Source organism: Vibrio sp. MM46, assembly GCF_027587135.1.
Classification (GTDB): domain Bacteria; phylum Pseudomonadota; class Gammaproteobacteria; order Enterobacterales; family Vibrionaceae; genus Vibrio; species Vibrio harveyi.
In genome coordinates, this window is the sequence record NZ_JAPPTO010000003.1 from 299,326 (window position 1) to 322,083 (window position 22,758).

A 22,758-nucleotide genomic window follows, 5' to 3' on the forward strand; every position below is an offset into this window, starting at 1 on the left:
TCCTTCATAGATGTCTTGTTCTTAGTGCGGAGTGTAACAAGGGATGTGCAACGTCACTAGTGTGCGGGTCACAATATGTAGCCAAGTCGCTGCAAATCCTGAACGCATTTAATAAACAAACGTTCAGCAAAGCCAAACACCTTAAAATTGCGTGGTTATACCCAAATGACTTCATGATGCAGGATTCAGAGCGTTGTCATTGATTTGAGGTCAAGGAAAACAACGCAGCGTAATAGCCAGCTCTTTCCAAGTTGTTTGACGTAGCAATCGAGTCAATGACACGCTCCCAAAGGGCGAACTGCCTTGGCTTGTATACTTTGTTGCCGATTCTTGATTTAGACCCACTAGACCTTTAAATCGCCGCCGCGTATACAAACCAAGTCATTCTCGCTGAACCTAGCATCTCGAGGTTATTTGGGTATATATTGAGTGCTGACAAATGCCAATTCTGCAATTAACATAGCTGAAAAATATCTTCAAAAGGCATTGTAATCATGGAATGGCAAACTCGCTTTTCACCGCTGAACCTATCGACACAAGACGCACTACCTGAGCTGTCTATCTCGCTATTGGATAATCTGGGCATGATCACCATGGTCGGGGACGACAAAAAGTCATACCTACACGGTCAAGTTACCTGCGATGTGGTTTCTCTTGAGAAAGACCAATCAATGTTGGGTGCCCATTGTGATGCAAAAGGTAAAGTATGGAGCGTCTTCCGCCTATTCCACCATAACGATGGCTACGCAATGGTTCAGCCGAAATCAGCGATTGAAGTAGAACTGAAAGAAATCAAAAAGTACGCGGTGTTCTCGAAAGTGACCATCGAAGAATCAAACGACATCGTGCTGGGTGTTGCAGGTGAGAATGCAGATGCGTTCATCTCAACATTAAATGCTGATTCTGGCGACGTACGTACAGTTGAAGGCGGCACGGCAGTCAAAGTGACTCCAAACCGCTGGTTGCTTGCGCTTACAGCAGAAGCAGCACAATCGTTATTAGAAGACAGCAAAGCAACGCTGACTACTCACGAGCTTTGGACTCGTTTCGATATTGAAGCAGCACTACCATACGTGGCAGCTGATGCGCAAAACGAGCACATTCCACAAGCACTAAACGTACAAGCGCTGGGGGGCATCAGCTTTACGAAAGGTTGCTACACAGGTCAAGAAACCGTAGCGCGCGCGAAATACCGCGGCACCAACAAACGTGCAATGTACATTGTTAAAGGTGCAACTGCTGAAGCCTTAGGTGAAGGTGCGATTGAACTGGAGCGTAGCGTTGGTGAAAACTGGCGTTCAGTAGGCGCATTGCTCACGCATTGCCAATTCAGCGACAACCAAGCGATAGGACTCATTGTATTGCCAAACAACCTAGACGATGACACTCGTCTGCGCTTGGTTGCTCAACCAGAGTGTGAATGGGAAATCGCAGCACTGCCGTACAGCCTTGACGATGAGTAATACCATTCATACCCCTTTGATGCAGTTTTTGGCGGACCAGAACATCGAGTTCCGTCTTCTTCCTCATCAAAGACCAGCAACAACTATTGAGGATGCCGCGCAACAACGCGGCATTCGCCCTTCTCAAATGGTCAAAGCGATTCTTTTGCGCGATATGGGGAATCAATATGCGCTTGCTTGTGCACCAGGTGATCGTAGTGTTGATCCAAAGAAGGTGCGCGCATTACTGCAGTGCCGTCGTATGACGTGTGTTGATCAAGCAGACGTAGAAGCGATTACCGGATACAAGATTGGAACTGTCACACCACTACTCTTAAAACGCTACATGCCGATCGTATTTGACCCAAGTTTGCTTGAAGAAAAAGAAATCACCATAAGCAGTGGAGATCGCATGGCAGGCTTAGCGCTATCCATCGATGATCTAATCCAATTGTGCCAACCAACCGTGGCTGATATCTGCCGCTAACATGTAATCAAGCGCAGGATTCTCACTCCTGCGTGATCTCACTCATATCTCTCCGATTACACTCAAGAATTTTTAATCATTTTTAAAACATAAATAGTCACAAATGAAAAACTCGTATATGCTGAATTCGTTGGTTAAGTTTTCAACAACGACTCAGCCAACGTAAAGTGAATCTGCTGACTTGTATGACAGCGTTCATTAAGTCAGTCGTCCACTTTTGTGTAATGCATCTGTGACTATTCGCCCGCCGAAGCGGGCTTTTTTTTTTGCGTGGAACTTTTTTCCTTTTCCTTCCTCTAACTCTATGAAAGCAATGCATTTGAGGTTTCAACCTCGTCAAAACGAACAAAATGCAACCCATTGAGTAAAAACATTTAGCAAACAATCATTTTCCTTCTATTCTTATTTCTGTAACAAAACTGTTGCTTAATGCACCACGTAAGAACAGGAGAGCTCAAGGACTGGTTCCTTCGACAATGATTTTTTGAGGTAATCCTCACGCTATTTGAGATATGACTCTGTCAATTTGTCTAAGGCAGCACAAATCTCTAAAGCCAAGTACCTCAACTGCACTTAATACTATTGCTGTCACAATAATTTTTACGCGAAAAACGTAGAATAACTGGGCTAGGTAAGAGATAAGGAAGAGTAAATATGAGACTGTTTAAGCGCTATACACCAGGTATGATTGCTAAACACATAAGTCGTCTTTTTAAAGGAAGAATCTATATTTACGGAGTCGGTAAGTTCGAGTTTGATAACGGAAAATTGATGTTGCCAGAGAAAGCTGAGAAACGTCACTTTCAGGCAGTAAAAGAGATTAACCAAGAGATTATGAAGCTCAGATGCGCATACGCTTAGCTTAAACATCGATGTAAAAAGAAAGGCTGGATTAACCAGCCTTTTTTGTATCTTTTGTTTGCGAAGCGAAGAACGTATTTATTGACGCGCTAGCTCCGGCAGGTTGCCTTTCAAACCTAATGCACGCTTCATGATTTCATCTTTCGCACCCGGCAGTTGTCCTGCTAGGCTCAAACCAATACCACGAACCAACTTCTTGGCAGGATTCTCACCAGAGAACAGATCACGGAAGCCTTGCATTGCCGCTATCATCTTCGCCGCTTCGGCTTTACGCCAACGCTCGTAACCACGTAGATTACGTTTGGTGCCAATGTCTTGCCCTTGCTTCCACAGTGCCAACACTTCTTGCGCTAAGCTTGCTGCATCTAATAAACCAAGATTCACACCCTGCCCTGCCAGCGGATGAATGGTATGGGCAGCATCGCCAACTAACGCCACGCGTTCAACCACAAAGTCACGCGCATAACGCATCTTAAGTGGGAATGCTGCACGTTCGCCAACTACTTCACACATGCCTAAACGTGCATCGAATTCGCTAGTCAGTGCTTTATTAAACTCTTGCTCGTTCATCGCCAGCAGTTGCTCTGCGCGATTTGGATCGGTAGACCAAACAATCGAACACATGTGAGGATCAGACATTGGAAGGAAAGCTAATGGACCTTGCGGTGTAAAGATCTGACGCGCAACACTGTTGTGTGGGTCAGCGGTTTTCACGTTCGCAACAAGCGCGCTATGACCGTAATCCCAATGCGTTAGTGGGATATCCATTTGGTTACGCAGCCAAGAATTTGCACCATCAGCGCCAACCACTAACTTCGCTGTCATAGCTTGACCATTATCGAGCGTTAGCCAGCTTTCTTGCTCACCCACCGCAAGCGTTGCACAACGAGCAGGCATAAACAGCGTCACGTTATCGAGCTTTTGAACTTGCTCTAGCAGCGCCAATTGAATTACGCGGTTTTCAACGATATGACCAAGATCCGGTTGAGCCATGCTCTGCGCATCAAATGCGATATTCGCGAAGCTGTCTTGCTCCCACACTTCCATCGCATGGTATGGTGAAGCGCGACGCCGCTCGATACCTTGCCAAGCACCAAGCTTGCGAAGGATGGTTTCACTTGAACGGCTCAACGCCGACACACGTACATCTGGCAGTTCATTTAGGGTGTCGTTTGGCACTGCACCTTCGATAACGGCTACTCGCAGGTCACTGTCCTTAAAAGCGGCAGCTAATGCTAAACCCACCATTCCACCACCGATGATGGCGATATCTACACTTTGCATCATTGCTTTTGTTACCTAATTCGTTGCCGTTTATCGTTTCACTAGACCAAGTGTATGGCGTAGCAGCGGCTGCTTAAAAGTAGAAAGGTTATCCATCGTTGCGAGAGCAAGGTTACGCCCAATTCGCATCGCCGGTAAATCATTTGAGAAAATATGCACGAGAGAGCTAGTTAACCAAATCGTTTCGCTGCGATCATCTTCACGGCGCTGGCTAAATCGCATCAAACCTTGGTAGCGACCGGCATCTTCAGCTTGCTTAACCACCTCTTCCGCTAATGATGCCACATCACGAATACCAAGGTTGAAGCCTTGCCCAGCAATCGGGTGAAGCGTTTGTGCAGCATTGCCGACAATAGCAAAGCGGTGCGAAATGTTCTGCTTACGATGACGCAGAAGAAGCGGATAGCTCGCGCGTTGTCCGACTTTCTGCATCGCACCTAGTCGCCAACCAAAATCGTTCTGCAAGCGCTCAAGAAACTCTGCGTCAGACAAGTTCACGACGCTTTGCGCTTCTTCAGGACGCAGACACCATACTAACGACATACGGTTATCACTCATCGGCAACAGTGCGACTGGACCATTCTCTGTAAAGCGTTCAAAAGCGCGACCTTGATGAGGCTCTTGCGTCACAATATTCGCGATCACTGCCACTTGGTCGAAATCATGCTCAGACAGCTCTAAACCGATTTGCTGGCAACATTGCGACACAGCGCCATCAGCAGCCACTAGCAACTTAGCTTCCAGCTTCTCACCGCTGCTCAACTCAATGTGTGCTTTGTCTTGCTCACGCTCGATGTTCGCAACCGAATCAGGGCAAAACAGAGTGATTGCTTTGCTCTTATCCAAGAGCTCTTGGTAGACACGACCTACATCGGCAAGTTCCACTACGTAGCCAAGGGCTTCAACGCCAACTTCGTGCTTGGTAATCTCAGTCATGCCCGCATGAGAGCGGTCAGAAACATGAATATGTTCAATTGGAGTTGCACAAGGCTCGATAGCAGACCACAACTGCAAGTGACGCAGAATGTTAACGGTACCGTAGGACAAAGCAATCGAGCGCGAATCAAAGCCCGGATGTTGATCCGATTGAGCTTTAAAAGGCTCAACAACCGCAATTTGCAGCGCGCCTTTAGATAAACGGTCGATTGCCAACGCAAGTGTGGCACCTGCCATGGCTCCACCAGCAATTACAACGTCATATTGCCTCATGCTAACCTCTAGAAGCTATTCGATAATGGGAAACAAGTGATTAATGAATCGTTGGTTTGTTTTCGTTGCTTTCAGGACGAGCACCAAACTCTGCATGAATAGTTAATACGCAGGCTTTAACGTGTTCGATTACTTGCTCTAACAATAGTGCTTGCTCGCCTAGATCATCATCTTCATCAATGCCCAGTTTGGCAATTTCTTCTAGATCCGCTAAGGCTTCTTTTGCATCGTCTGACGCTTTATCAATCGCAATACCCGCTAAACCCATTCCTGAGATAAAGTGGTTCACAAAATCAGACACACCATCAGCTAGTGCGAACAAACCTTCTTCACCCGTTTCATCAGGAAGCAGCAAAGATAACTCCATAGAAGTGCCAGTTAGCTCGTTAACGGTTACTTGGTACACGCTTTGTGCCAGTGCTAATGCGCTTGATGGCCAGCCCATACCTTCGTTGGTGTAATCAAACAGAATTAGTTGCCAGGTTTGGTCGTTAATCGCCAATCCACCACTGAGCATGCCAACAAGTAGACCATGCAACTCTGCTGGTGTCACAGCAAGGCTTGCAGATTTCAATTCGGCAGCAATAGATTGGTATTCAGGAAGGGTGATTTCACTCATAATCTTGGCTCATTCTTGCGTAATAATGTATCGACATATCCTACCATCAAGCCTAGTCGGCTGAAACGGCTATCAAATTCAATTTTGGACACCATTTGAGCAATTTGCCCAATTCCTGTGTGATCACTTCACCATTTTTCTTTCTGTGAAGGGAAATGCTTGAATCTTAATAGCGGTTTTCCTATAGTTTCCTCCTCGGTAGTTGTATAACGCAACGCCTTAGATAGCGCGAATATAGAGTTTATTCATCATGAGCAATCAAGCGATCGACGTTGAAATCCTTGGCAAAATGACACGAGTGAATTGTCCTGCGGGGCAAGAAGAGTCACTAATTACAGCGGCTAAAGATCTTGATCGTCGATTGAAAGAGATGAGCGAGCGTACTAAGGTAACCAATGAAATTCAGCTACTGACCTTTGCTGCATTGAACATTTGCTATGAATTGCATACCAAATCATACGAATCTAACGGTCAGCAACAAGAAATTACTGAGCGAATGGAAAAGCTCACCGCGTCTTTAGAAAGCGCGCTTAGTAAAGTGAAGCAAGGATAGCAGTAGATACCAAATTTACCCTGGGGTGTGCGTCAGTTGGATTTAAGTCCCTGAGCCGATAAGCAATACCAAAGGGTTAGTACTTGATAGCTATTGAGCAAGCTTGGCATGCACCGAGAAGCCTACGGTTATCATTGCTGATCCGCCTTGAACCAGCTGGTTCAAGGGCCACAATCCTCAACGGCACCCTGGGGTATCCTCTCTATGTCTGACCTATCTCGACAAGAATTCCGCAAACTTATCCGCGAAAAACGCAACGCACTTTGCAGCGATACTCAGTTTCAAGCTGGACGTGATCTCGTTCACCAGTTTTCGCAGTTACCAGAAATAAAAAGCGCACAGCACATTGCTATCTATTTGTCTGCCGATGGCGAGTTAGACACCAAACCTCTGATTGAATCACTATGGCAGCAAGGTAAGTCGATTTACCTGCCCGTCATTCATCCTTTCTCTAAAGGTCAATTGCTCTTCTTGCAGTACATCAATGATGAACAGTTGATATACAACAAATACGGAATCTTAGAACCTGCGCTTGATATCCGTTTCCTCAAACCAGTTCGTGAGCTTGATGTCATTTGCACGCCACTAGTCGGATTTGACAGTGTTGGGCATCGCCTAGGAATGGGCGGAGGCTACTACGACCGGACGCTTTCACGTTGGTTTAGTACTGGAGAAGGCGCAAAACCTATCGGCATCGCCCATGATTGTCAGCATGTCGAGCATCTTCCCGTCGAAAGTTGGGATATTCCATTACCTAAGATCGTGACTCCAAGCCAAATCTGGCAATGGGAAAAGTAACGCTTAACCGCTATAATCACGCCGCAAACGTTAACGAACATCTATTCAGGAGATTGGCATGACTCAAGATGAAATGAAGAAAGCGGCTGGTTGGGCAGCACTTAAATATGTTGAGAAAGGCAGCATTGTCGGTGTTGGTACTGGCTCTACCGTGAATCACTTCATCGATGCCCTAGGCAGTATCAAAGATGATATCAAAGGCGCAGTGTCTAGCTCTGTTGCTTCTACTGAGCGTCTAAAAGAGCTTGGTATCGAGGTTTACGAGTGTAACGACGTAGCAATGCTAGATATCTACGTTGATGGTGCAGATGAAATCAACGCAGCGCGTGAAATGATCAAAGGTGGCGGTGCTGCACTGACTCGTGAAAAAATCGTTGCGGCTATTTCAGAAAAATTCGTATGTATCGTTGACGGCACAAAAGCCGTTGACGTACTTGGTCAGTTCCCACTTCCTGTAGAAGTTATCCCAATGGCACGCTCTTACGTGGCTCGTGAATTGGTAAAACTAGGTGGTGACCCTGCATACCGTGAAGGTGTAACAACGGACAACGGCAACGTGATCCTAGACGTACACAACATGCAAATCACTAACCCGAAAGAACTTGAAGACAAGATCAACGGCATTGCAGGCGTAGTAACGGTGGGTCTATTCGCTCACCGCGGTGCAGACGTGGTTATCACTGGCACACCAGAAGGTGCGAAAATAGAAGAATAAATCATTAGATGATTTAAATTTTCTGTTATTTCATTACAGACGGCGCCCTAGGGCGCCGTTTTTTCTTCCTTTTTCTAAGAAAAGCATGCCTTATTCCGTAATTTTCTTACCCAAAGCAAAAATTTTTTGTTACTTTATTGAACAGAAGACGCACAAGGAAACGTTTGTCTTCCGACAAAACTGTTAATTATCCCCTTTTTAATGGTTTTGCTTTATGTGCGCCACATTAGCCCACCTTTCCATTTTAAGGACGAGAAAAATGGCCAAAGTTTCACTGGAAAAAGAAAAGATTAAGATCCTCTTGCTAGAGGGACTCCACCCTTCTTCAGTTGAAGTTCTTCAAGCAGCTGGCTACAGCAACATTGAATATCACAAAGGTTCCCTTCCGGAAGAAGAACTGATTGAAGCAGTAAAAGACGTGCACTTCATCGGTATCCGTTCCCGAACGAACTTATCAGAAGAAGTGATCAATGCAGCGAACAAGCTAGTTGCAATTGGCTGTTTTTGTATTGGTACCAACCAAGTTGATTTAGGCGCGGCAGCAAGCCGTGGTATTCCTGTTTTTAATGCACCATTCTCAAACACGCGCAGTGTTGCTGAACTAGTATTAGGTCAGATCCTACTCCTTCTTCGTGGTATTCCGGAAAAGAACGCGCTAGCGCACCGTGGTATTTGGAAGAAGAGTGCAGACAGTTCTTACGAAGCACGTGGTAAGCGTCTGGGCATCATCGGTTACGGTCACATCGGTACTCAGTTGGGTATCATTGCAGAAAACTTGGGGATGCGCGTTTACTACTACGACATTGAAAACAAATTGTCGCTAGGTAACGCTACGCAAGTGTTCACTATGAGTGAGCTTTTGAACAAGTGTGACGTGATTTCTCTACATGTACCAGAAACACCAGAAACCAAGAACATGATGGGCGAAGAAGAGTTTGCTCGCATGAAGCCGGGCGCTATCTTTATCAACGCCGCGCGCGGTACCGTGGTAGACATCCCTGCTCTATGTCATAGCTTAGAATCTGGTCATATCTCAGGAGCAGCGATTGACGTGTTCCCTGTAGAGCCGAAAACTAACGCCGATGCGTTTGAGTCTCCACTGCAGAAGTTCGACAACGTAATCTTAACTCCGCACGTCGGTGGTTCAACGCAAGAAGCGCAAGAAAACATTGGCGTTGAAGTTGCTGGTAAACTAGCGAAATACTCTGACAACGGTTCAACCTTATCAAGTGTGAACTTCCCAGAGGTATCATTGCCTGAGCATCGTGAATGTTCACGTCTATTACACATCCACAAAAACCGCCCTGGTATCCTGACGCAAATCAACACCATCTTTGCTGAAGACGGCATCAACATCGCAGGTCAGTACCTACAAACTGCCGCTGAGATCGGTTACGTAGTTATCGACGTTGAGACTTCTCGCGCAGAAGAAGCACTAGTGAAACTAAAAGGCATCGAAGGCACAATCCGTGCTCGTATCCTTCACTAATCTATTTGAACAAACACAAAAGGCAGGGATTCCCTGCCTTTTTTCGTTTTATTCGTCCGTATTTACTTAAGCATTATTTCAGCCTGTAAACCACATCCACTTGGTCACGAATCACGAGTGTAGAGTCTTGGTAACTGTTTGTACTTTCTCTTGCATCCATTGCCATTGAACGCATCAATACCGGGCGAGCATGCATTTGGTTATAGTTGATCTGCCAAACGTCTCCTAACTTCTTATCAAATCCGGTCGCTAATGAGGCAGCTTTACTCTGCGCGTCTTTAATCGCTGCCATGCGTGCCTTTTGCTGATATTCAGACTGGTTGCTCACTTTTAACTGAATATTGTCGACTTGGTTGATGCCGGCTTTCAGCGCCATGTCCAAGTACTCATTCAAGTTCGCAAGATCATTGACCGTCACGTCAATGCTACGTGATGCACGGTAACCCACAAGTTCCGCCTTGCCCGATTTTGGGTAGTGATATTGTGGAGCCAAGTATAAGTTTGAGCTAGTAATGTTATCTTTTGATAAACCTGCATCTGCAAGGCTCTTAAGAAACGCATCAACTGTATTGTCGACCGATTGCTTCGCTTGCTCTGCTGTCATTGTCGTATCAACTACCTTCACAGAAAAAGTAGCCATATTTGGTGTTGCAACTACCTCACCGTAACCAGTGGTTGATACATGGGCAAAACTTGGTACATCGCTCGCAAACACAGAAATACTGGTAAGGCTTAATGCAGACGCCAATAAACATGAAGACAGTTTCATTCGACAAATCCATCCGTTTTGAAAGATTGAGGTCACTCCAGTGCCAGATTTCATCTCAAGAGACTCGGTGAACACTGTAGCAACTGAGTTGGTATCCTAGCTTCAACGAGGAGAGACACCAATGAACTGGAGTGTATATAGACTCATCATAGAAACTTCTGCCAATTATCCAAGCGCCCTAAGCGACTTCTAACACAACTTTGACTGTGTTACTTCGCAGTGATTTCAACTTAAAACGCGAGCCAACTGGGAACTTATTGCGGTAAATGTTGTTGAGCGTAACCAATAATCGCTTGTGAGATTTCTTGAAGAACCCCCGTTTCTAACTGCCAGTGGTGCCAGTAAATTCGATAGGACATCAAAAAACCCGGCGTAATATCAATCAACTTACCATTTTCTAATTCATCGGTGATCTGTAATCGAGGAATCAAACAATAAGCCACACCTGCTAACGCCATCTTGAGGAAAGCTTCTGAGCTACTAATGTTGTGATGAATGACACTGTCAGGTCTTACGTTGAAATGTTCAGTCAAAAACTTCTTATGCAGATCATCATATTGGTCGTAAGACACCGCCGGCGCTTTCGCGAGTGTTTGATTGTTAACCCCTTCAGAAAAATAGCGTTGATAAAATTCTGGGTTGGCGACACAGACATAATCGATGCGACCGAGATAGTCTGCACGACAGCCCGGGATGGCTTGAGATTCCAAACTGATAGCCCCTGCAACCTCACCACTTCTTAGCTTTTCAATTGAGCGCGATTCACCGTAGATGGTTAACTTAAGCTCCACTTGGCGATGCTTCATTACATCCTGCAGCGCAGGTAACAACCATGTTGCGAGGCTATCTGCATTCGTCGCCAAGGAGAGTTGTACAGGGCGAGTGGTAGTGTCGTTCTTCAGTTCAGGGAGGATTTCATGCTCAAGAAGTCTAACGCGGCGATATAGTCCAAGTAACTTCTTACCAATCGGGGTCGGCTTTGGTGGTTGCTCACGGATAAGCACAGGTTGAGCAAGATACTTTTCGAGCTGTTTAATTCGCTGGGAAATAGCTGATTGTGAAACAAATAAGTGTTCTGCTGCTCTGTCAAAACTGCCTTGATGCACGACGGCATCTAAAGCTTCTATCCATTTATAATCCAATCCTCGCACGTGCTTTTCCTCCCTAACAAACGCCAAACACACAAGATAATTAACACTAATAATATATTAAAATCATTAATTATACTTATTTCAATAAAAGCTATATCTTCCATTTCTCTGTTGTTCTATTGCTAATTTTTGAGGTGTGTTGTGAGCTTTTGGGTGTTATTACAAGGATTCGGTTTAGGTGCGACGATGATCATTCCAATCGGTGCGCAGAATGCGTACGTCCTTAACCAAGGTATTAAGCGTCAACATCACCTGACAACTGCGACTATCTGTAGCATCCTAGATATGATCTTCATTTCGCTCGGTATTTTCGGCGGCGGTGCGATCCTGTCGCAAAATGAAATCCTACTGACATCGGTGACATTAGGTGGTATCGCTTTCTTGAGCGTTTACGGTTTGCTGTCACTAAAGAGCGCATTCAAACCATCTGATGCATCGGAGTCAAAAAGTGAAGTAGTCGCACGCGGTCGTCGCACTGTAATTCTTGGCGCACTTGCCGTCACCGTTTTGAACCCACACCTATACTTGGATACTGTGGTGATCTTGGGATCCATCGGTGGTCAGTTCGAAGGCAACGATCGCATCGCATTTGCAATGGGAACCATCATGGCATCATTTGCGTGGTTCTACACGCTGTCATTAGGTGCGGCGAAATTAGGTCCGACGCTCTCAAAACCAAAAGTGAAAAAAGGCATCGATATTGCGGTTGCCGTTATGATGTTTACTATCGCTTTTGCTCTCGCAAATGAGCTAATCACCCAATACTGGTAAAGAAAAAATAGGAAAGAAATACGACATGGAGTCACTGCAGAAAATCTACCAACTCAATCGAGAGCGGTTTAGTGCGCTCTCCATCCCCTTTCGAGAATGGCAGCATGAAGCCATTCTCGACTTTGAAACCGATATCAAAGTTGCCGCTGAACTCGGCTGGACAGGCACTCACACAAAGAGCCTTTTTCTCAAACTGAAAGGGTTAGGTTACGCCATATACTTGACCGACAAAGACTCGCGTTTAGACTCTAAACAAATCAAAACCATTACCGGCAAACGACCTTCAATTTGTAGTGATGATGAAATGATCGAACAACTAGGCTGCGTACCCGGTGCGGTTTGTCCGATAGGGTTACCAGAGCATGTCACTATCATTGTGGATACTGCACTTTATCAACATGAAGAATTGCTCTATACCCCGGGTTTACCCGAATCGACTTTCGGTTTTGCAGGCAAAGAACTCAAGCGACTACTCCTAGCCGGCAGTAATACTTTATTAGAAATATAAAAGCCCTAGAGATAAAAAAAGCGAGGCAAACGCCTCGCTTTTTATGTTCTCAATCGAAGTGATTAAGCTTCTACTTTGTTCAAGTGAACATCCATTTGTGGGAATGGAATTTCGATGCCTGCTTCGTCTAACGCTTCTTTGATTGCTTGAGTAGAATCGAAGTAAACGTCCCAGTAATCCGCTGTTTTACACCATGGGCGAACCACAAAGTTTACTGAAGAGTCAGCTAGAGCCAGCACACCAATTTGGATTGCTGGATCTTTAAGGATACGCTCATCTTTTTCTAGCACATCACGGATAACTTGCTTAGTTTGTTTAAGGTCAGCGCTGTAAGAAACACCGATAACTAGGTCTACACGACGCGTAGCGTGGCGAGAGTAGTTAGTGATTGCACCACCGATAACTGATGAGTTCGGTACAACAACCATCTTGTTGTCAGGTGTTTTTAGTACAGTTTGGAAGATTTGAATTGCTTCAACACTACCCGCTACACCGCCAATTTCTACGTAGTCACCAGACTTGAATGGACGGAATGCAACAATCAGTACGCCCGCAGCGAAGTTAGATAGTGAACCTTGTAGAGCAAGACCAACAGCAAGACCTGCCGCACCGATTACCGCAACTACAGATGCAGTTTGAACACCGACACGACCTAGTGCCGCGATAAGTACGATAACGAATAGAAGGTAACGAACTAAACCATTGACGAATTCAACAACAGCTTTGTCCATCTTTTTCTTTTCAAGCACTTTTGAAACGCTGTTTGCTACCGCTTTAACGATAATGTTACCGATAAATAGGATCAGCAATGCAGAAATGATGTTCACACCGTATTGAATAAGAAGATCTGAGTTGTTATTTAGCCATGTTTCAGCTTTGCTCAAACCATCTGTTAAAGAGGTATCGATACCCATCGATTCACCTGCCATAATTCGTATCCTCAAAATAAAGATATTAAATCTAATTGCCGTTAATTTATGAACCTTGTTTTTTATAGGTTCTTATTCACAACAACATCCCTATTGTTTTCCTGAACAGTGTCAGATTTTTGGCACAATATCTCAAAACTGAAATTTTGCAAAGTCAGAGTTTAGCAAAGACCTACAAAACAAAGCTTTATCAGAATTTTCTGATACCGGCATGTTACAGAGTACGCAATGGATTTACATTCCGCCACACTTTTTACTTGGTTTTCTGCCACTTGATGCGGAAATGCGCTGAGTTTCGAAATTTGTACCAACATGAAGAGATATGAAGTGAGGCGATCATATAGCAGCTGACTAAGTTATCAATTGCACGCAGAGGAAGAATAGGATTTGTCTCATTGTTTAGACATAAAAAAACCCGCTCTAAGAGCGGGTTTTTAGAAACTCAGTTGAGACGAATTATAGTACGTCTACTGCGTTTAGGTCAGCAAATGCTTTCTCTAGGCGAGCTACCATTGAAGCTTGACCAGCACGTAGCCATACGCGTGGATCGTAGTACTTCTTGTTTGGAGCGTCTTCGCCAGTTGGGTTACCGATTTGACCTTGTAGGTAATCGTGGTTGTCAGCTTCGTACTGACGGATACCATCCCAAGTTGCCCACTGTGTATCAGTATCGATGTTCATTTTGATAACACCGTAGCCGATAGACTCTTGGATTTCTGCTTCAGTAGAACCAGAACCACCGTGGAATACGAAGTTTAGAGCGTTTGGTGCGATACCGAACTTCTCTGCACAGTATGCTTGAGAGTCACGTAGGATAGTTGGAGTTAGAACAACGTTACCTGGCTTGTAAACGCCGTGTACGTTACCGAAAGAAGCTGCGATAGTGAAGCGGTGTGAAACAGCGCTTAGTTTCTCGTATGCGTAAGCAACGTCTTCTGGAGAAGTGTATAGCTCAGATGCGTCCATGTGAGAGTTATCAACGCCATCTTCTTCACCACCAGTACAACCAAGTTCGATCTCGATTGTCATGTTCATCTTAGCCATGCGCTCTAGGTACTTAGCACATGTTTCGATGTTTTCTTCTAGAGACTCTTCAGAAAGGTCTAGCATGTGAGAAGAGAATAGAGGTTTACCAGTTTGAGCGAAGAACTCTTCACCAGCGTCTAGTAGACCGTCGATCCATGGAAGAAGTTTCTTAGCAGCGTGGTCAGTGTGTAGGATTACTGGCACACCGTAAGCTTCAGCTACAGTGTGAACGTATTTAGCACCAGCTACAGCACCAAGGATTTGAGCACCTTGACCTTCAAGTTTCACGCCTTTACCAGCGAAGAAACCAGCACCGCCGTTAGAGAACTGAACAACAACTGGAGCTTTAACTTTTGCAGCTGCTTCTAGTACTGCGTTTACAGAATCAGTACCAACAACGTTTACTGCAGGAAGAGCAAATTTGTTTTCTTTTGCTACTTCAAATACTTTCTGAACGTCATCGCCAGAGATAACACCTGGTTTTACGAAGTCGAAGATCTTAGACATGGATGTAATCCTATTTATCTGTCGTTTTTTAAACAAAACTTGTTAAATTGAAAAATCTTGCAAACGTTTGCTCACAACTGAGGCTATTCTAGCAGAGTTCCACTCTCGTTGCAGCAAACAAGAAAGCGGGAGATGACTCCCCCGCTTTGCGATTATTACTTAGCGCGTGCTTCTAGCATTTCAACTGCTGGAAGTACTTTACCTTCTACAAACTCAAGGAAAGCGCCGCCGCCAGTAGAGATGTAAGATACGTCAGCTTTGATACCGAACTTGTCGATAGCTGCTAGCGTGTCACCACCACCTGCAACAGAGAAACCTTCAGAAGCTGCGATAGCTTCAGAGATACCTTTAGTACCTGCTTCGAAGTTCTTGAATTCGAATACGCCTACTGGACCGTTCCAAAGGATAGTCTTAGCGTTCTTAAGGATTTCTGCTAGTTCAGCAGTTGAATCTGGACCAAGGTCGAAGATCATGTCGTCGTCTTGTACTTCAGAAACGTGCTTGATTTCAGCTTCTGCGTTCTCATCGAATGCTTTCGCACATGCAACGTCAGTTGCTACTGGAATTGCACACTCGTCCATTAGCTTCTTCGCTGTTTCAACTAGGTCTGCTTCGTATAGCGACTTACCAACGTTGTGACCAGCAGCTGCGATGAATGTGTTAGCAATACCACCGCCAACAACTAGTTGGTCAGCGATTTTAGATAGAGACTCAAGAACAGTTAGCTTAGTAGAAACTTTTGAACCACCTACGATAGCAACCATTGGACGAGCAGGCTTGTCCATTGCTTTACCTAGTGCTTCTAGTTCGTTTGCTAGTAGAGGACCAGCACATGCTACGTCTGCGTGCATACCAACACCGTGAGTAGATGCTTGTGCACGGTGAGCTGTACCGAATGCGTCCATTACGAAGATGTCACATAGAGAAGCGTACTGCTTAGATAGTTCTTCTTCGTTTTTCTTCTCGCCTTTGTTAAAGCGAACGTTTTCAAGAACGACTAGTTCACCAGCGTTTAGCTCTAGACCGTTTAGGTAGTCTTTCGCTAGTTTAACTTCGCAGTCTAGTGCGTCGTTTAGGTAGTTAACTACTGGTTGTAGAGAGAACTCTTCTGCGTATTCACCTTCAGTTGGGCGACCTAGGTGAGAAGTAACCATAACTTTAGCACCAGCTTCTAGACAGTGCTTGATAGTTGGAAGAGATGCGATGATACGTGCATCTGAAGTTACTTTACCGTCTTTTACTGGCACGTTTAGGTCAGCACGGATAAATACACGTTTACCTGCAAGATCCAGGTCAGTCATCTTGATTACAGACATGATGTGTCCTCTCAAATATTAAATAATTAAAGTTTTTAAAAACTCGGCAATCCTGCCAAGCCCGTTAATTCTTCAAACTGGTTATTGATATGGAGATACGTCAGATTTATTTCAAGGCTTGAAATAAAAATTTTCTCCATCGCTTATTCACTCTTATTGCTCCACCTGTGAAGAAGCTTGCATTGCTAAAGCGGTATCCAGCATCCGGTTAGCAAAGCCCCATTCGTTATCGCACCAAACGAGCATTTTTACGAGTTGCCCGTTACTCACTCTTGTCTGAGTTCCATCCACAATTGCACTATGGGGATCGTGATTAAAGTCGATGGAAACGAGTGGCGATTCAGTATAGTCAACAATGTCACGTAATGTACACTGAGATGCGTTAACAATGGTTTGATTTACGTCATTAACTTTCACATTTGTACTAATTGTGACACTTAAATCCATCGCAGTGACGTTAACTGTTGGAACTCGAACCGAAATTGCTTCAAATTTGTTAGAAAATTTCGGGAAGATTCTTTCAATTCCTTTATGCAACTTAGTGTCCACCGGAATAATCGATTGGCTGGCAGCACGAGTGCGACGTAAATCATTGTGATAAGCGTCGATAACCTGCTGATCGTTCATTGAAGAGTGAATCGTTGTGATAGTACCCGACTCTATGCCGAACGCCTCATCCAAAACTTTGATGATAGGGACAATACAGTTGGTGGTGCATGAGCCGTTCGACACCACGCGGTGTTCGTCTTTGAGAGTTTCGTGGTTCACACCATAGATAATGGTGTTATCGAGATCGCTTGCGCCAGGGTGTGAGAACAGAACTTTATGAGCCCCCGCTTCAATATGGGCTTGTCCGTCAGCTTGTGAGCCGAAGACGCCAGTACAATCCAGTACGATATCGACTTCTAAGTCACGCCATGGCAAAAGTTCGATTTCAGCAAGGTGGAGGATTCTAATTGGATCGTATTCGCCACTGTCGTGGTGAACGTAGAGGTGTTCTTGGTCATGCGAGATTTTCTTTCCGAAGCGACCATGACTAGTATCATACTGAAGAAGATGTGCCATCGCTTCTGGTTGAGCCAGTTCATTAACTGCAACAACCTTGATCTGCTGGTGCTTACCGCTCTCGTATACTGCTCGCAGTACATTACGACCGATACGTCCAAATCCATTGATCGCAACTTTTAGCATTTATCCTTCGCCTCACCAAAAATTCGTGTCACAGATAGTACCTGATACGAAGACTGAACGCATTAAGTAAGTGATCTCCCTCGCGGTAAACTATCTTTTCACTTCCCGAAATATTCATTTCACTAATATATTGATTTCTGACATCGCATGTTTCGCTTGGCATTTTAACTCCTTGTTTGACCACCAAAAGGAAATGCGTATGTCAGGTTTTCCCACTGCTCACTTTTGCAAGCGATGCAATAGAGAAACACCACACTCAGAGGTGCTGGTCCGTAAACCAAGCAGTTACGATACGGATAAATCGATTCTTGGAACCTTAAAACTTTGGGCTCATACACTGATAAACGGCGGTCACTATTACGATATGGATCGTTATGTCACTTGTAAGGAATGTGGACACAAAGAGAAGGATAACTGGGGAAACGAATTTGAATAGGCACAAAAAAACCGAGCACTAATGCTCGGTTTTTCATTTCTAGCGCTAAATTACGCTAACAGTTCTTTTGCTGTGTTCACTACGTTTTCTACAGTGAAACCAAACATTTCGAACAGTTGGTCAGCCGGTGCTGATTCACCGAATGTTGTCATACCGATGATACGACCGTCGAAACCAACGTACTTGTACCAGAAGTCTGCAATGCCAGCTTCTACAGCGATACGTGCAGTTACGTCTGATGGCAGTACTGATTCACGGTAAGCTGCGTCTTGCTTGTCGAATGCATCTGTTGATGGCATTGAAACAACGCGCACTTTCTTACCTTCAGCGGTTAGTTGCTCAGCCGCTTTCACTGCTAGTTCAACTTCAGAACCAGTTGCGATTAGGATTAGCTCAGGCTTGCCATCACTGTCTTTCAGGATGTAAGCACCTTTCGCGATGTCCGCTACTTGCTCAGCCGTACGCTCTTGTTGTGCAAGGTTTTGACGAGAGAAGATAAGTGCAGATGGTGCATCTTTACGTTCAATCGCCAGTTTCCATGCTACTGCAGACTCAACTTGGTCACATGGACGCCATGTGCTCATGTTTGGAGTCAGGCGTAGAGACGCGATTTGCTCAACTGGTTGGTGAGTTGGACCATCTTCGCCAAGACCGATAGAGTCGTGCGTGTAAACTTGGATGTTCTGAACTTTCATCAAAGCAGCCATACGCATAGCGTTACGAGCGTATTCCATGAACATTAGGAATGTTGCACCGTAAGGAACAAAACCGCCGTGTAGTGCGATACCGTTCATGATCGCTGTCATACCAAATTCACGTACACCGTAGTGGATGTAGTTACCAGAGAAGTCGTTCGCTTCTAGAGACTTAGAACCAGACCACATAGTTAGGTTAGAAGGCGCTAGGTCAGCAGAGCCGCCCATGAATTCTGGAAGCATTTGACCAAACGCTTCTAGTGCGTTTTGAGATGCTTTGCGTGATGCGATGTTCGCAGGGTTTGCTTGAAGGTCTGCAATGATTTGATTTGCTTTCTCTTCCCACTGCGCAGGAAGTTCGCCATTTAGACGACGCTTAAGCTCTGCTGCTTCTGCAGGGTAAGCCGCTGCATATGCTTCGAACTTCGCGTTCCAAGCCGCTTCTTTCTCAGAACCTGCCGCTTTAGCATCCCACTCAGCGTATACGTCCGCAGGGATTTCAAATGCTGGGTGTTCCCAACCTAGGAATTCACGCGCTGCTGCGATTTCTTCAGCACCTAGTGGCGCACCGTGACAGTCGTGAGAACCAGATTTGTTTGGAGAACCAAAACCGATGATAGTTTTAGTACAGATAAGTGTAGGGCGTGGATCTGCTTTCGCAGCGATGATTGCTGCGTTAATCGCTTCAGAGTCATGACCATCTACAGCAGGGATTACGTGCCAGCCGTAAGATTCAAAACGCTTAGGCGTGTCGTCAGAGAACCAACCTTCAACGTGACCATCGATAGAGATGCCGTTGTCATCCCAGAATGCGATCAGTTTGCCAAGACCTAGCGTACCAGCAAGAGAACATGCCTCGTGCGAGATACCTTCCATCAGACAGCCATCGCCCATAAACACGTAAGTGAAGTGGTCAACGATGTCGTGGCCTTCTTTGTTGAACTGAGCCGCTAGTGCTTTCTCAGCCATCGCCATACCAACAGCGTTAGTGATGCCTTGACCTAGAGGACCCGTTGTAGTCTCGATACCAGGTGCGTAGCCGTACTCTGGGTGACCAGGAGTCTTAGAGTGAAGCTGACGGAAGTTCTTAAGATCGTCGATAGATAGCTCGTAACCGCTCAGGTGCAGTAGAGAGTAAATCAGCATAGAGCCGTGACCGTTAGACAGTACGAAACGGTCGCGGTCAGCCCACTCTGGGTTAGCTGGGTTGTGGTTTAGGTGAGAACGCCAAAGAACTTCAGCGATATCAGCCATACCCATAGGTGCGCCTGGGTGGCCAGAGTTAGCTTGTTGAACACCATCCATGCTAAGAGCGCGGATTGCATTTGCGAGCTCTTTGTTTGAAAGAACGTTACGAGAAGACATGTCTGCTCCTGAGTGCATTAAGCGAATTGATAAAGGAATGTGGGCACATTAACCGAGTAAACTGGGCATAAAAAGTGCGGACAACATTCTCTCAAAGCCAAAATCCGACTGCAAACGTTTTACTCACCATTTTTGCGGTTTTAACTCAATCTTTTCGCACTTAATAGGTAATTTATTAGAAATTCACCCCATCAAAAGCAAACGATTGGGAAATAAGCTAGGCGAATTCAAATCGAAAAAGAGCTTGTAATTCGACTGTGGGAAATTAAAATAGACGTCTAGATGTAGAAACACCTACAAACTGTATTGTATTTTTCGTGGCAAGCTTGCGTTAGTTAGCCATGAGTAAACCTTAAGATTGGAGCTATCATGGCTAAGCACCTGTTCACTTCTGAGTCGGTATCAGAAGGTCATCCAGATAAAATCGCAGACCAAATCTCTGACGCAGTTCTTGATGCAATTCTTGAGCAAGACCCGAAAGCACGTGTTGCTTGTGAGACTTACGTTAAAACCGGCATGGTTATGGTTGGTGGTGAAGTAACGACTTCTGCATGGGTTGATATCGAAGAAATCACTCGTGAAACTGTTCGTGAAATTGGTTACGTTCACTCTGATATGGGCTTTGATGCGAACTCGTGTGCGGTTCTAAACACCATCGGTAAGCAGTCTCCAGACATCAACCAAGGTGTTGATAAAGCAGACCCTAAAGAGCAAGGCGCAGGCGACCAAGGCATCATGTTTGGTTACGCTACAAACGAAACTGAAATTCTAATGCCAGCTCCAATTACTTACTCTCACCGCCTTGTTCAAAAACAAGCTGAAGTTCGTAAGAGCGGTAAACTAGATTTCCTTCGCCCAGATGCGAAATCTCAAGTAACTTTCCAATACGACCAAGGTAAGATTGTTGGTATCGATGCTGTTGTTCTTTCAACTCAACACTGTGATTCAGTAACAACACCTGACCTACGTGAAGCGGTAATGGAAGAGATTATCAAGCCAGTATTGCCTTCAGAGTGGATCACTAAAGACACGAACTTCTTCATCAACCCAACCGGTCGTTTCGTTATCGGTGGCCCAATGGGTGACTGTGGTCTAACTGGTCGTAAAATCATCGTAGATACTTACGGCGGCGCAGCTCGTCACGGTGGTGGTGCGTTCTCTGGTAAAGATCCATCGAAAGTAGACCGCAGCGCAGCTTACGCAGCACGTTATGTAGCGAAAAACATCGTAGCAGCTGGCATGGCTGACCGTTGTGAAATCCAACTTTCATACGCTATCGGTGTTGCTGATCCAACGTCTATCATGGTTGAAACGTTCGGTACTGAGAAAGTATCACACGAAATCATTATTGAAGCGGTTCGTCAACACTTCGACCTACGTCCATACGGTCTACAAGAAATGCTTAACCTGCTTCAACCTATCTACAAGCAGACGGCAGCATACGGTCACTTCGGTCGCGAAGAGTTCCCATGGGAAGCAACGGATAAAGCAGCTATCCTACGCGATTTCGCAGGCATCAAGTAATCGAGCCACGCAAGAATCGATAAAGCCCTCGCCTCTGGCGGGGGCTTTTTGTTTCTGCCCCTTCTTCTCCTTCTCATGTCTTCTCTTGAACAAAAATTCAGCAATTATTTGTAAATTGCCCCATCTCTGCCAATAGTTAACATAATGTTAAATTCACTTTTCGATGTATATAACGTAAAGAACTATGATGCAGGCTCACGTGGCTAATAGAGTCATGAAAAACGTCAGCCAAACATCTTTATATGGCCTAGGTGCCACCGTGGGAATAAATCAAGGAGGAGTTATGCCTCGTACCGTGAACCCATCTGACTTCCAAGGTAAACGAAAGGAAGTTCCAGATAATGAATACGCCAGAACCATTCCGTGCAATACCGTTAGCTTATCGGCACCATTCCATTGGCTCGCGTTGGGTCTGCATGACTTTGTCCGCATGCCGCTCATCAGCGCCTTCTACGGCATCTGCTTTATGGCAGCTGCGATTGGTATCGTGCTTCTGGTTCAATGGCAAGGCACGCATCTTGTCGTGATGCCAAGCCTGATTGTTTACATGTTAATCGGGCCATTCTTAGCCCTCGGCTTATATGATGCAAGTTGGGAGAGAGAACGCGGACACAAACCAAGCTTATTCCATTCAATGAAAGCCATTGGACGCAACTCTAGCTCTCAGTGGGCATTTGCTGTGATGCTCGCGGTATGTATGATTTTCTGGATGCGAATTGCTGCCCTGCTCCATGCTCTATACCCTTCTGTACAAGGCGCTCCACTGACTGAGTTCTTGCCTTTCTTAGTTATTGGTTCGCTAGTAGGTTTTGTCTTGGCTTGCGTGGTATTTAGCATTTCAGCTTTCTCAATTCCACTCATGATGGAACGTCGCGTCGATATGATGACTGCCGTTTTCACCAGCTTTAACGCCGTGAAATCCAACATCCCTGCGATGATCGTATGGGCAGCCATAATTTGTGGTGGTATCTTAATCGGCTTCGCGACGTACGGTATTGGTATGCTCTTCACCATGCCAATCCTAGGTTACGGCACATGGCATGCGTACCACGCGACAATTAAGAAAAAACACACGCCTTAGAAAACTGATGCTATGATCCAGCCCTCGCAAAC

22 protein-coding genes and 1 other RNA gene are annotated in these 22,758 nt (G+C 45.3%); 13 read left to right on the plus strand and 10 right to left on the minus strand.

The window, feature by feature from the left end; all coding sequences use genetic code 11:
• Positions 1–494: 494 nt before the first annotated feature.
• The 3 genes from ygfZ (at position 495) to OH459_RS05190 (ending at position 2,790) form a co-directional block, all read left to right on the plus strand.
• On the plus strand, positions 495–1,463 hold the full coding sequence (ygfZ, locus tag OH459_RS05180; protein WP_269986002.1) for a tRNA-modifying protein YgfZ: 969 nt from the start codon (positions 495–497) through the stop codon (positions 1,461–1,463).
• A complete protein-coding gene (locus OH459_RS05185) occupies positions 1,456–1,929 on the plus strand; it encodes an aminoacyl-tRNA deacylase (protein ID WP_182053594.1) in 474 nt (157 codons plus the stop codon). The genes ygfZ and OH459_RS05185 overlap by 8 nt, the downstream gene beginning before the upstream one ends.
• A 654-nt stretch (positions 1,930–2,583) precedes the next feature.
• A complete protein-coding gene (locus OH459_RS05190) occupies positions 2,584–2,790 on the plus strand; it encodes a DUF1107 domain-containing protein (RefSeq protein ID WP_005449772.1) in 207 nt (68 codons plus the stop codon).
• Between the two features lie 78 nt (positions 2,791–2,868).
• Here OH459_RS05190 and OH459_RS05195 read toward each other — a convergent pair whose 3' ends face one another.
• The 3 genes from OH459_RS05195 to OH459_RS05205 are packed head-to-tail and all read right to left on the minus strand — an operon-like array spanning position 2,869 to position 5,902.
• Positions 2,869–4,077, minus strand: coding sequence for an FAD-dependent 2-octaprenylphenol hydroxylase (locus OH459_RS05195; protein WP_269986003.1), 1,209 nt, complete (start codon positions 4,075–4,077; stop codon positions 2,869–2,871).
• Between the two features lie 27 nt (positions 4,078–4,104).
• Entirely contained in the window at positions 4,105–5,283 is a 1,179-nt protein-coding gene (gene ubiH / locus OH459_RS05200) for a 2-octaprenyl-6-methoxyphenyl hydroxylase (RefSeq protein WP_005449769.1), read from the minus strand.
• Positions 5,284–5,323: 40 nt separating this feature from the next.
• Positions 5,324–5,902, minus strand: coding sequence for a YecA/YgfB family protein (locus OH459_RS05205; protein WP_269986004.1), 579 nt, complete (start codon positions 5,900–5,902; stop codon positions 5,324–5,326).
• A 250-nt stretch (positions 5,903–6,152) separates the two neighbouring features.
• Between OH459_RS05205 and OH459_RS05210 the strand changes: the two genes are divergently transcribed.
• The 5 genes from OH459_RS05210 (at position 6,153) to serA (ending at position 9,457) form a co-directional block, all read left to right on the plus strand.
• Entirely contained in the window at positions 6,153–6,455 is a 303-nt protein-coding gene (locus tag OH459_RS05210) for a cell division protein ZapA (RefSeq protein WP_005449766.1), read from the plus strand.
• A gap of 14 nt (positions 6,456–6,469) precedes the next feature.
• A non-coding RNA gene (gene ssrS, locus OH459_RS05215) (6S RNA) lies at positions 6,470–6,654 on the plus strand.
• Positions 6,655–6,659: 5 nt separating this feature from the next.
• Positions 6,660–7,253, plus strand: coding sequence for a 5-formyltetrahydrofolate cyclo-ligase (locus OH459_RS05220; protein ID WP_017189105.1), 594 nt, complete (start codon positions 6,660–6,662; stop codon positions 7,251–7,253).
• A 58-nt stretch (positions 7,254–7,311) separates the two neighbouring features.
• Positions 7,312–7,968, plus strand: coding sequence for a ribose-5-phosphate isomerase RpiA (gene rpiA, locus OH459_RS05225; protein ID WP_005436473.1), 657 nt, complete (start codon positions 7,312–7,314; stop codon positions 7,966–7,968).
• Between the two features lie 259 nt (positions 7,969–8,227).
• Positions 8,228–9,457, plus strand: a complete 1,230-nt coding sequence (gene serA, locus OH459_RS05230; RefSeq protein WP_005449764.1) for a phosphoglycerate dehydrogenase — start codon at positions 8,228–8,230, stop codon at positions 9,455–9,457.
• Positions 9,458–9,530: 73 nt separating this feature from the next.
• On the opposite strand, the gene OH459_RS05235 is transcribed toward serA, so the two are convergent.
• Together OH459_RS05235 and OH459_RS05240 are read right to left on the minus strand one after the other, a co-directional pair.
• Positions 9,531–10,226: an oxidative stress defense protein gene (locus OH459_RS05235; protein ID WP_005449762.1), complete on the minus strand. Its 696-nt coding sequence runs from the start codon at positions 10,224–10,226 to the stop codon at positions 9,531–9,533.
• A gap of 254 nt (positions 10,227–10,480) precedes the next feature.
• Positions 10,481–11,377, minus strand: a complete 897-nt coding sequence (locus tag OH459_RS05240; RefSeq protein WP_005449760.1) for a LysR family transcriptional regulator ArgP — start codon at positions 11,375–11,377, stop codon at positions 10,481–10,483.
• A gap of 141 nt (positions 11,378–11,518) precedes the next feature.
• Between OH459_RS05240 and OH459_RS05245 the strand changes: the two genes are divergently transcribed.
• Together OH459_RS05245 and OH459_RS05250 are read left to right on the plus strand one after the other, a co-directional pair.
• Complete coding sequence (locus OH459_RS05245) at positions 11,519–12,148, plus strand: LysE/ArgO family amino acid transporter (RefSeq protein WP_017189102.1); 630 nt, start codon at positions 11,519–11,521, stop codon at positions 12,146–12,148.
• Positions 12,149–12,173: 25 nt separating this feature from the next.
• Positions 12,174–12,656 (plus strand): YbaK/EbsC family protein, encoded by a 483-nt coding sequence (locus tag OH459_RS05250; protein ID WP_009698786.1) that lies wholly within the window; start codon positions 12,174–12,176, stop codon positions 12,654–12,656.
• A gap of 62 nt (positions 12,657–12,718) precedes the next feature.
• On the opposite strand, the gene mscS is transcribed toward OH459_RS05250, so the two are convergent.
• The 4 genes from mscS to epd all read right to left on the minus strand — a co-directional run bounded on the left by mscS (position 12,719) and on the right by epd (position 17,625).
• Positions 12,719–13,585 carry a small-conductance mechanosensitive channel MscS gene (mscS, locus tag OH459_RS05255; RefSeq protein WP_005436480.1) on the minus strand — a complete coding sequence of 289 codons (867 nt, stop codon included), beginning with the start codon at positions 13,583–13,585 and terminating at the stop codon, positions 12,719–12,721.
• Positions 13,586–14,041: 456 nt separating this feature from the next.
• Positions 14,042–15,118 carry a class II fructose-bisphosphate aldolase gene (fbaA, locus tag OH459_RS05260; protein WP_005449757.1) on the minus strand — a complete coding sequence of 359 codons (1,077 nt, stop codon included), beginning with the start codon at positions 15,116–15,118 and terminating at the stop codon, positions 14,042–14,044.
• Between the two features lie 155 nt (positions 15,119–15,273).
• Complete coding sequence (locus OH459_RS05265; protein ID WP_005436484.1) at positions 15,274–16,434, minus strand: phosphoglycerate kinase; 1,161 nt, start codon at positions 16,432–16,434, stop codon at positions 15,274–15,276.
• 153 nt (positions 16,435–16,587) lie between these two features.
• On the minus strand, positions 16,588–17,625 hold the full coding sequence (gene epd / locus OH459_RS05270; RefSeq protein WP_009698787.1) for an erythrose-4-phosphate dehydrogenase: 1,038 nt from the start codon (positions 17,623–17,625) through the stop codon (positions 16,588–16,590).
• A 199-nt stretch (positions 17,626–17,824) separates the two neighbouring features.
• Between epd and OH459_RS05275 the strand changes: the two genes are divergently transcribed.
• On the plus strand, positions 17,825–18,061 hold the full coding sequence (locus OH459_RS05275) for a hypothetical protein (RefSeq protein WP_005449753.1): 237 nt from the start codon (positions 17,825–17,827) through the stop codon (positions 18,059–18,061).
• Positions 18,062–18,111: 50 nt separating this feature from the next.
• On the opposite strand, the gene tkt is transcribed toward OH459_RS05275, so the two are convergent.
• Positions 18,112–20,121, minus strand: a complete 2,010-nt coding sequence (tkt, locus tag OH459_RS05280; RefSeq protein ID WP_047512970.1) for a transketolase — start codon at positions 20,119–20,121, stop codon at positions 18,112–18,114.
• A gap of 369 nt (positions 20,122–20,490) precedes the next feature.
• On the opposite strand from tkt, the gene metK reads away from it, so the two are divergent.
• Entirely contained in the window at positions 20,491–21,645 is a 1,155-nt protein-coding gene (metK, locus tag OH459_RS05285; protein WP_005449748.1) for a methionine adenosyltransferase, read from the plus strand.
• A 283-nt stretch (positions 21,646–21,928) separates the two neighbouring features.
• A complete protein-coding gene (locus OH459_RS05290) occupies positions 21,929–22,726 on the plus strand; it encodes a DUF2189 domain-containing protein (protein ID WP_005449746.1) in 798 nt (265 codons plus the stop codon).
• Positions 22,727–22,758: the final 32 nt, after the last annotated feature.

Bases quoted from the DNA above. Each gene is read 5' to 3' on its own strand.
- tkt (WP_047512970.1), bottom strand. From the start codon at position 20,121: ATGTCTTCTCGTAACGTTCTTTCAAACAAAGAGCTCGCAAATGCAATC.
- mscS (WP_005436480.1), bottom strand. From the start codon at position 13,585: ATGGCAGGTGAATCGATGGGTATCGATACCTCTTTAACAGATGGTTTG.
- OH459_RS05210 (WP_005449766.1), top strand. From the start codon at position 6,153: ATGAGCAATCAAGCGATCGACGTTGAAATCCTTGGCAAAATGACACGA.
- OH459_RS05265 (WP_005436484.1), bottom strand. From the start codon at position 16,434: ATGTCTGTAATCAAGATGACTGACCTGGATCTTGCAGGTAAACGTGTA.
- OH459_RS05185 (WP_182053594.1), top strand. From the start codon at position 1,456: ATGAGTAATACCATTCATACCCCTTTGATGCAGTTTTTGGCGGACCAG.
- OH459_RS05190 (WP_005449772.1), top strand. From the start codon at position 2,584: ATGAGACTGTTTAAGCGCTATACACCAGGTATGATTGCTAAACACATA.
- OH459_RS05195 (WP_269986003.1), bottom strand. From the start codon at position 4,077: ATGATGCAAAGTGTAGATATCGCCATCATCGGTGGTGGAATGGTGGGT.
- ygfZ (WP_269986002.1), top strand. From the start codon at position 495: ATGGAATGGCAAACTCGCTTTTCACCGCTGAACCTATCGACACAAGAC.
- OH459_RS05205 (WP_269986004.1), bottom strand. From the start codon at position 5,902: ATGAGTGAAATCACCCTTCCTGAATACCAATCTATTGCTGCCGAATTG.
- fbaA (WP_005449757.1), bottom strand. From the start codon at position 15,118: ATGTCTAAGATCTTCGACTTCGTAAAACCAGGTGTTATCTCTGGCGAT.
- metK (WP_005449748.1), top strand. From the start codon at position 20,491: ATGGCTAAGCACCTGTTCACTTCTGAGTCGGTATCAGAAGGTCATCCA.
- ubiH (WP_005449769.1), bottom strand. From the start codon at position 5,283: ATGAGGCAATATGACGTTGTAATTGCTGGTGGAGCCATGGCAGGTGCC.
- epd (WP_009698787.1), bottom strand. From the start codon at position 17,625: ATGCTAAAAGTTGCGATCAATGGATTTGGACGTATCGGTCGTAATGTA.
- OH459_RS05290 (WP_005449746.1), top strand. From the start codon at position 21,929: ATGCCTCGTACCGTGAACCCATCTGACTTCCAAGGTAAACGAAAGGAA.
- serA (WP_005449764.1), top strand. From the start codon at position 8,228: ATGGCCAAAGTTTCACTGGAAAAAGAAAAGATTAAGATCCTCTTGCTA.
- OH459_RS05235 (WP_005449762.1), bottom strand. From the start codon at position 10,226: ATGAAACTGTCTTCATGTTTATTGGCGTCTGCATTAAGCCTTACCAGT.
- rpiA (WP_005436473.1), top strand. From the start codon at position 7,312: ATGACTCAAGATGAAATGAAGAAAGCGGCTGGTTGGGCAGCACTTAAA.
- OH459_RS05275 (WP_005449753.1), top strand. From the start codon at position 17,825: ATGTCAGGTTTTCCCACTGCTCACTTTTGCAAGCGATGCAATAGAGAA.
- OH459_RS05220 (WP_017189105.1), top strand. From the start codon at position 6,660: ATGTCTGACCTATCTCGACAAGAATTCCGCAAACTTATCCGCGAAAAA.
- OH459_RS05250 (WP_009698786.1), top strand. From the start codon at position 12,174: ATGGAGTCACTGCAGAAAATCTACCAACTCAATCGAGAGCGGTTTAGT.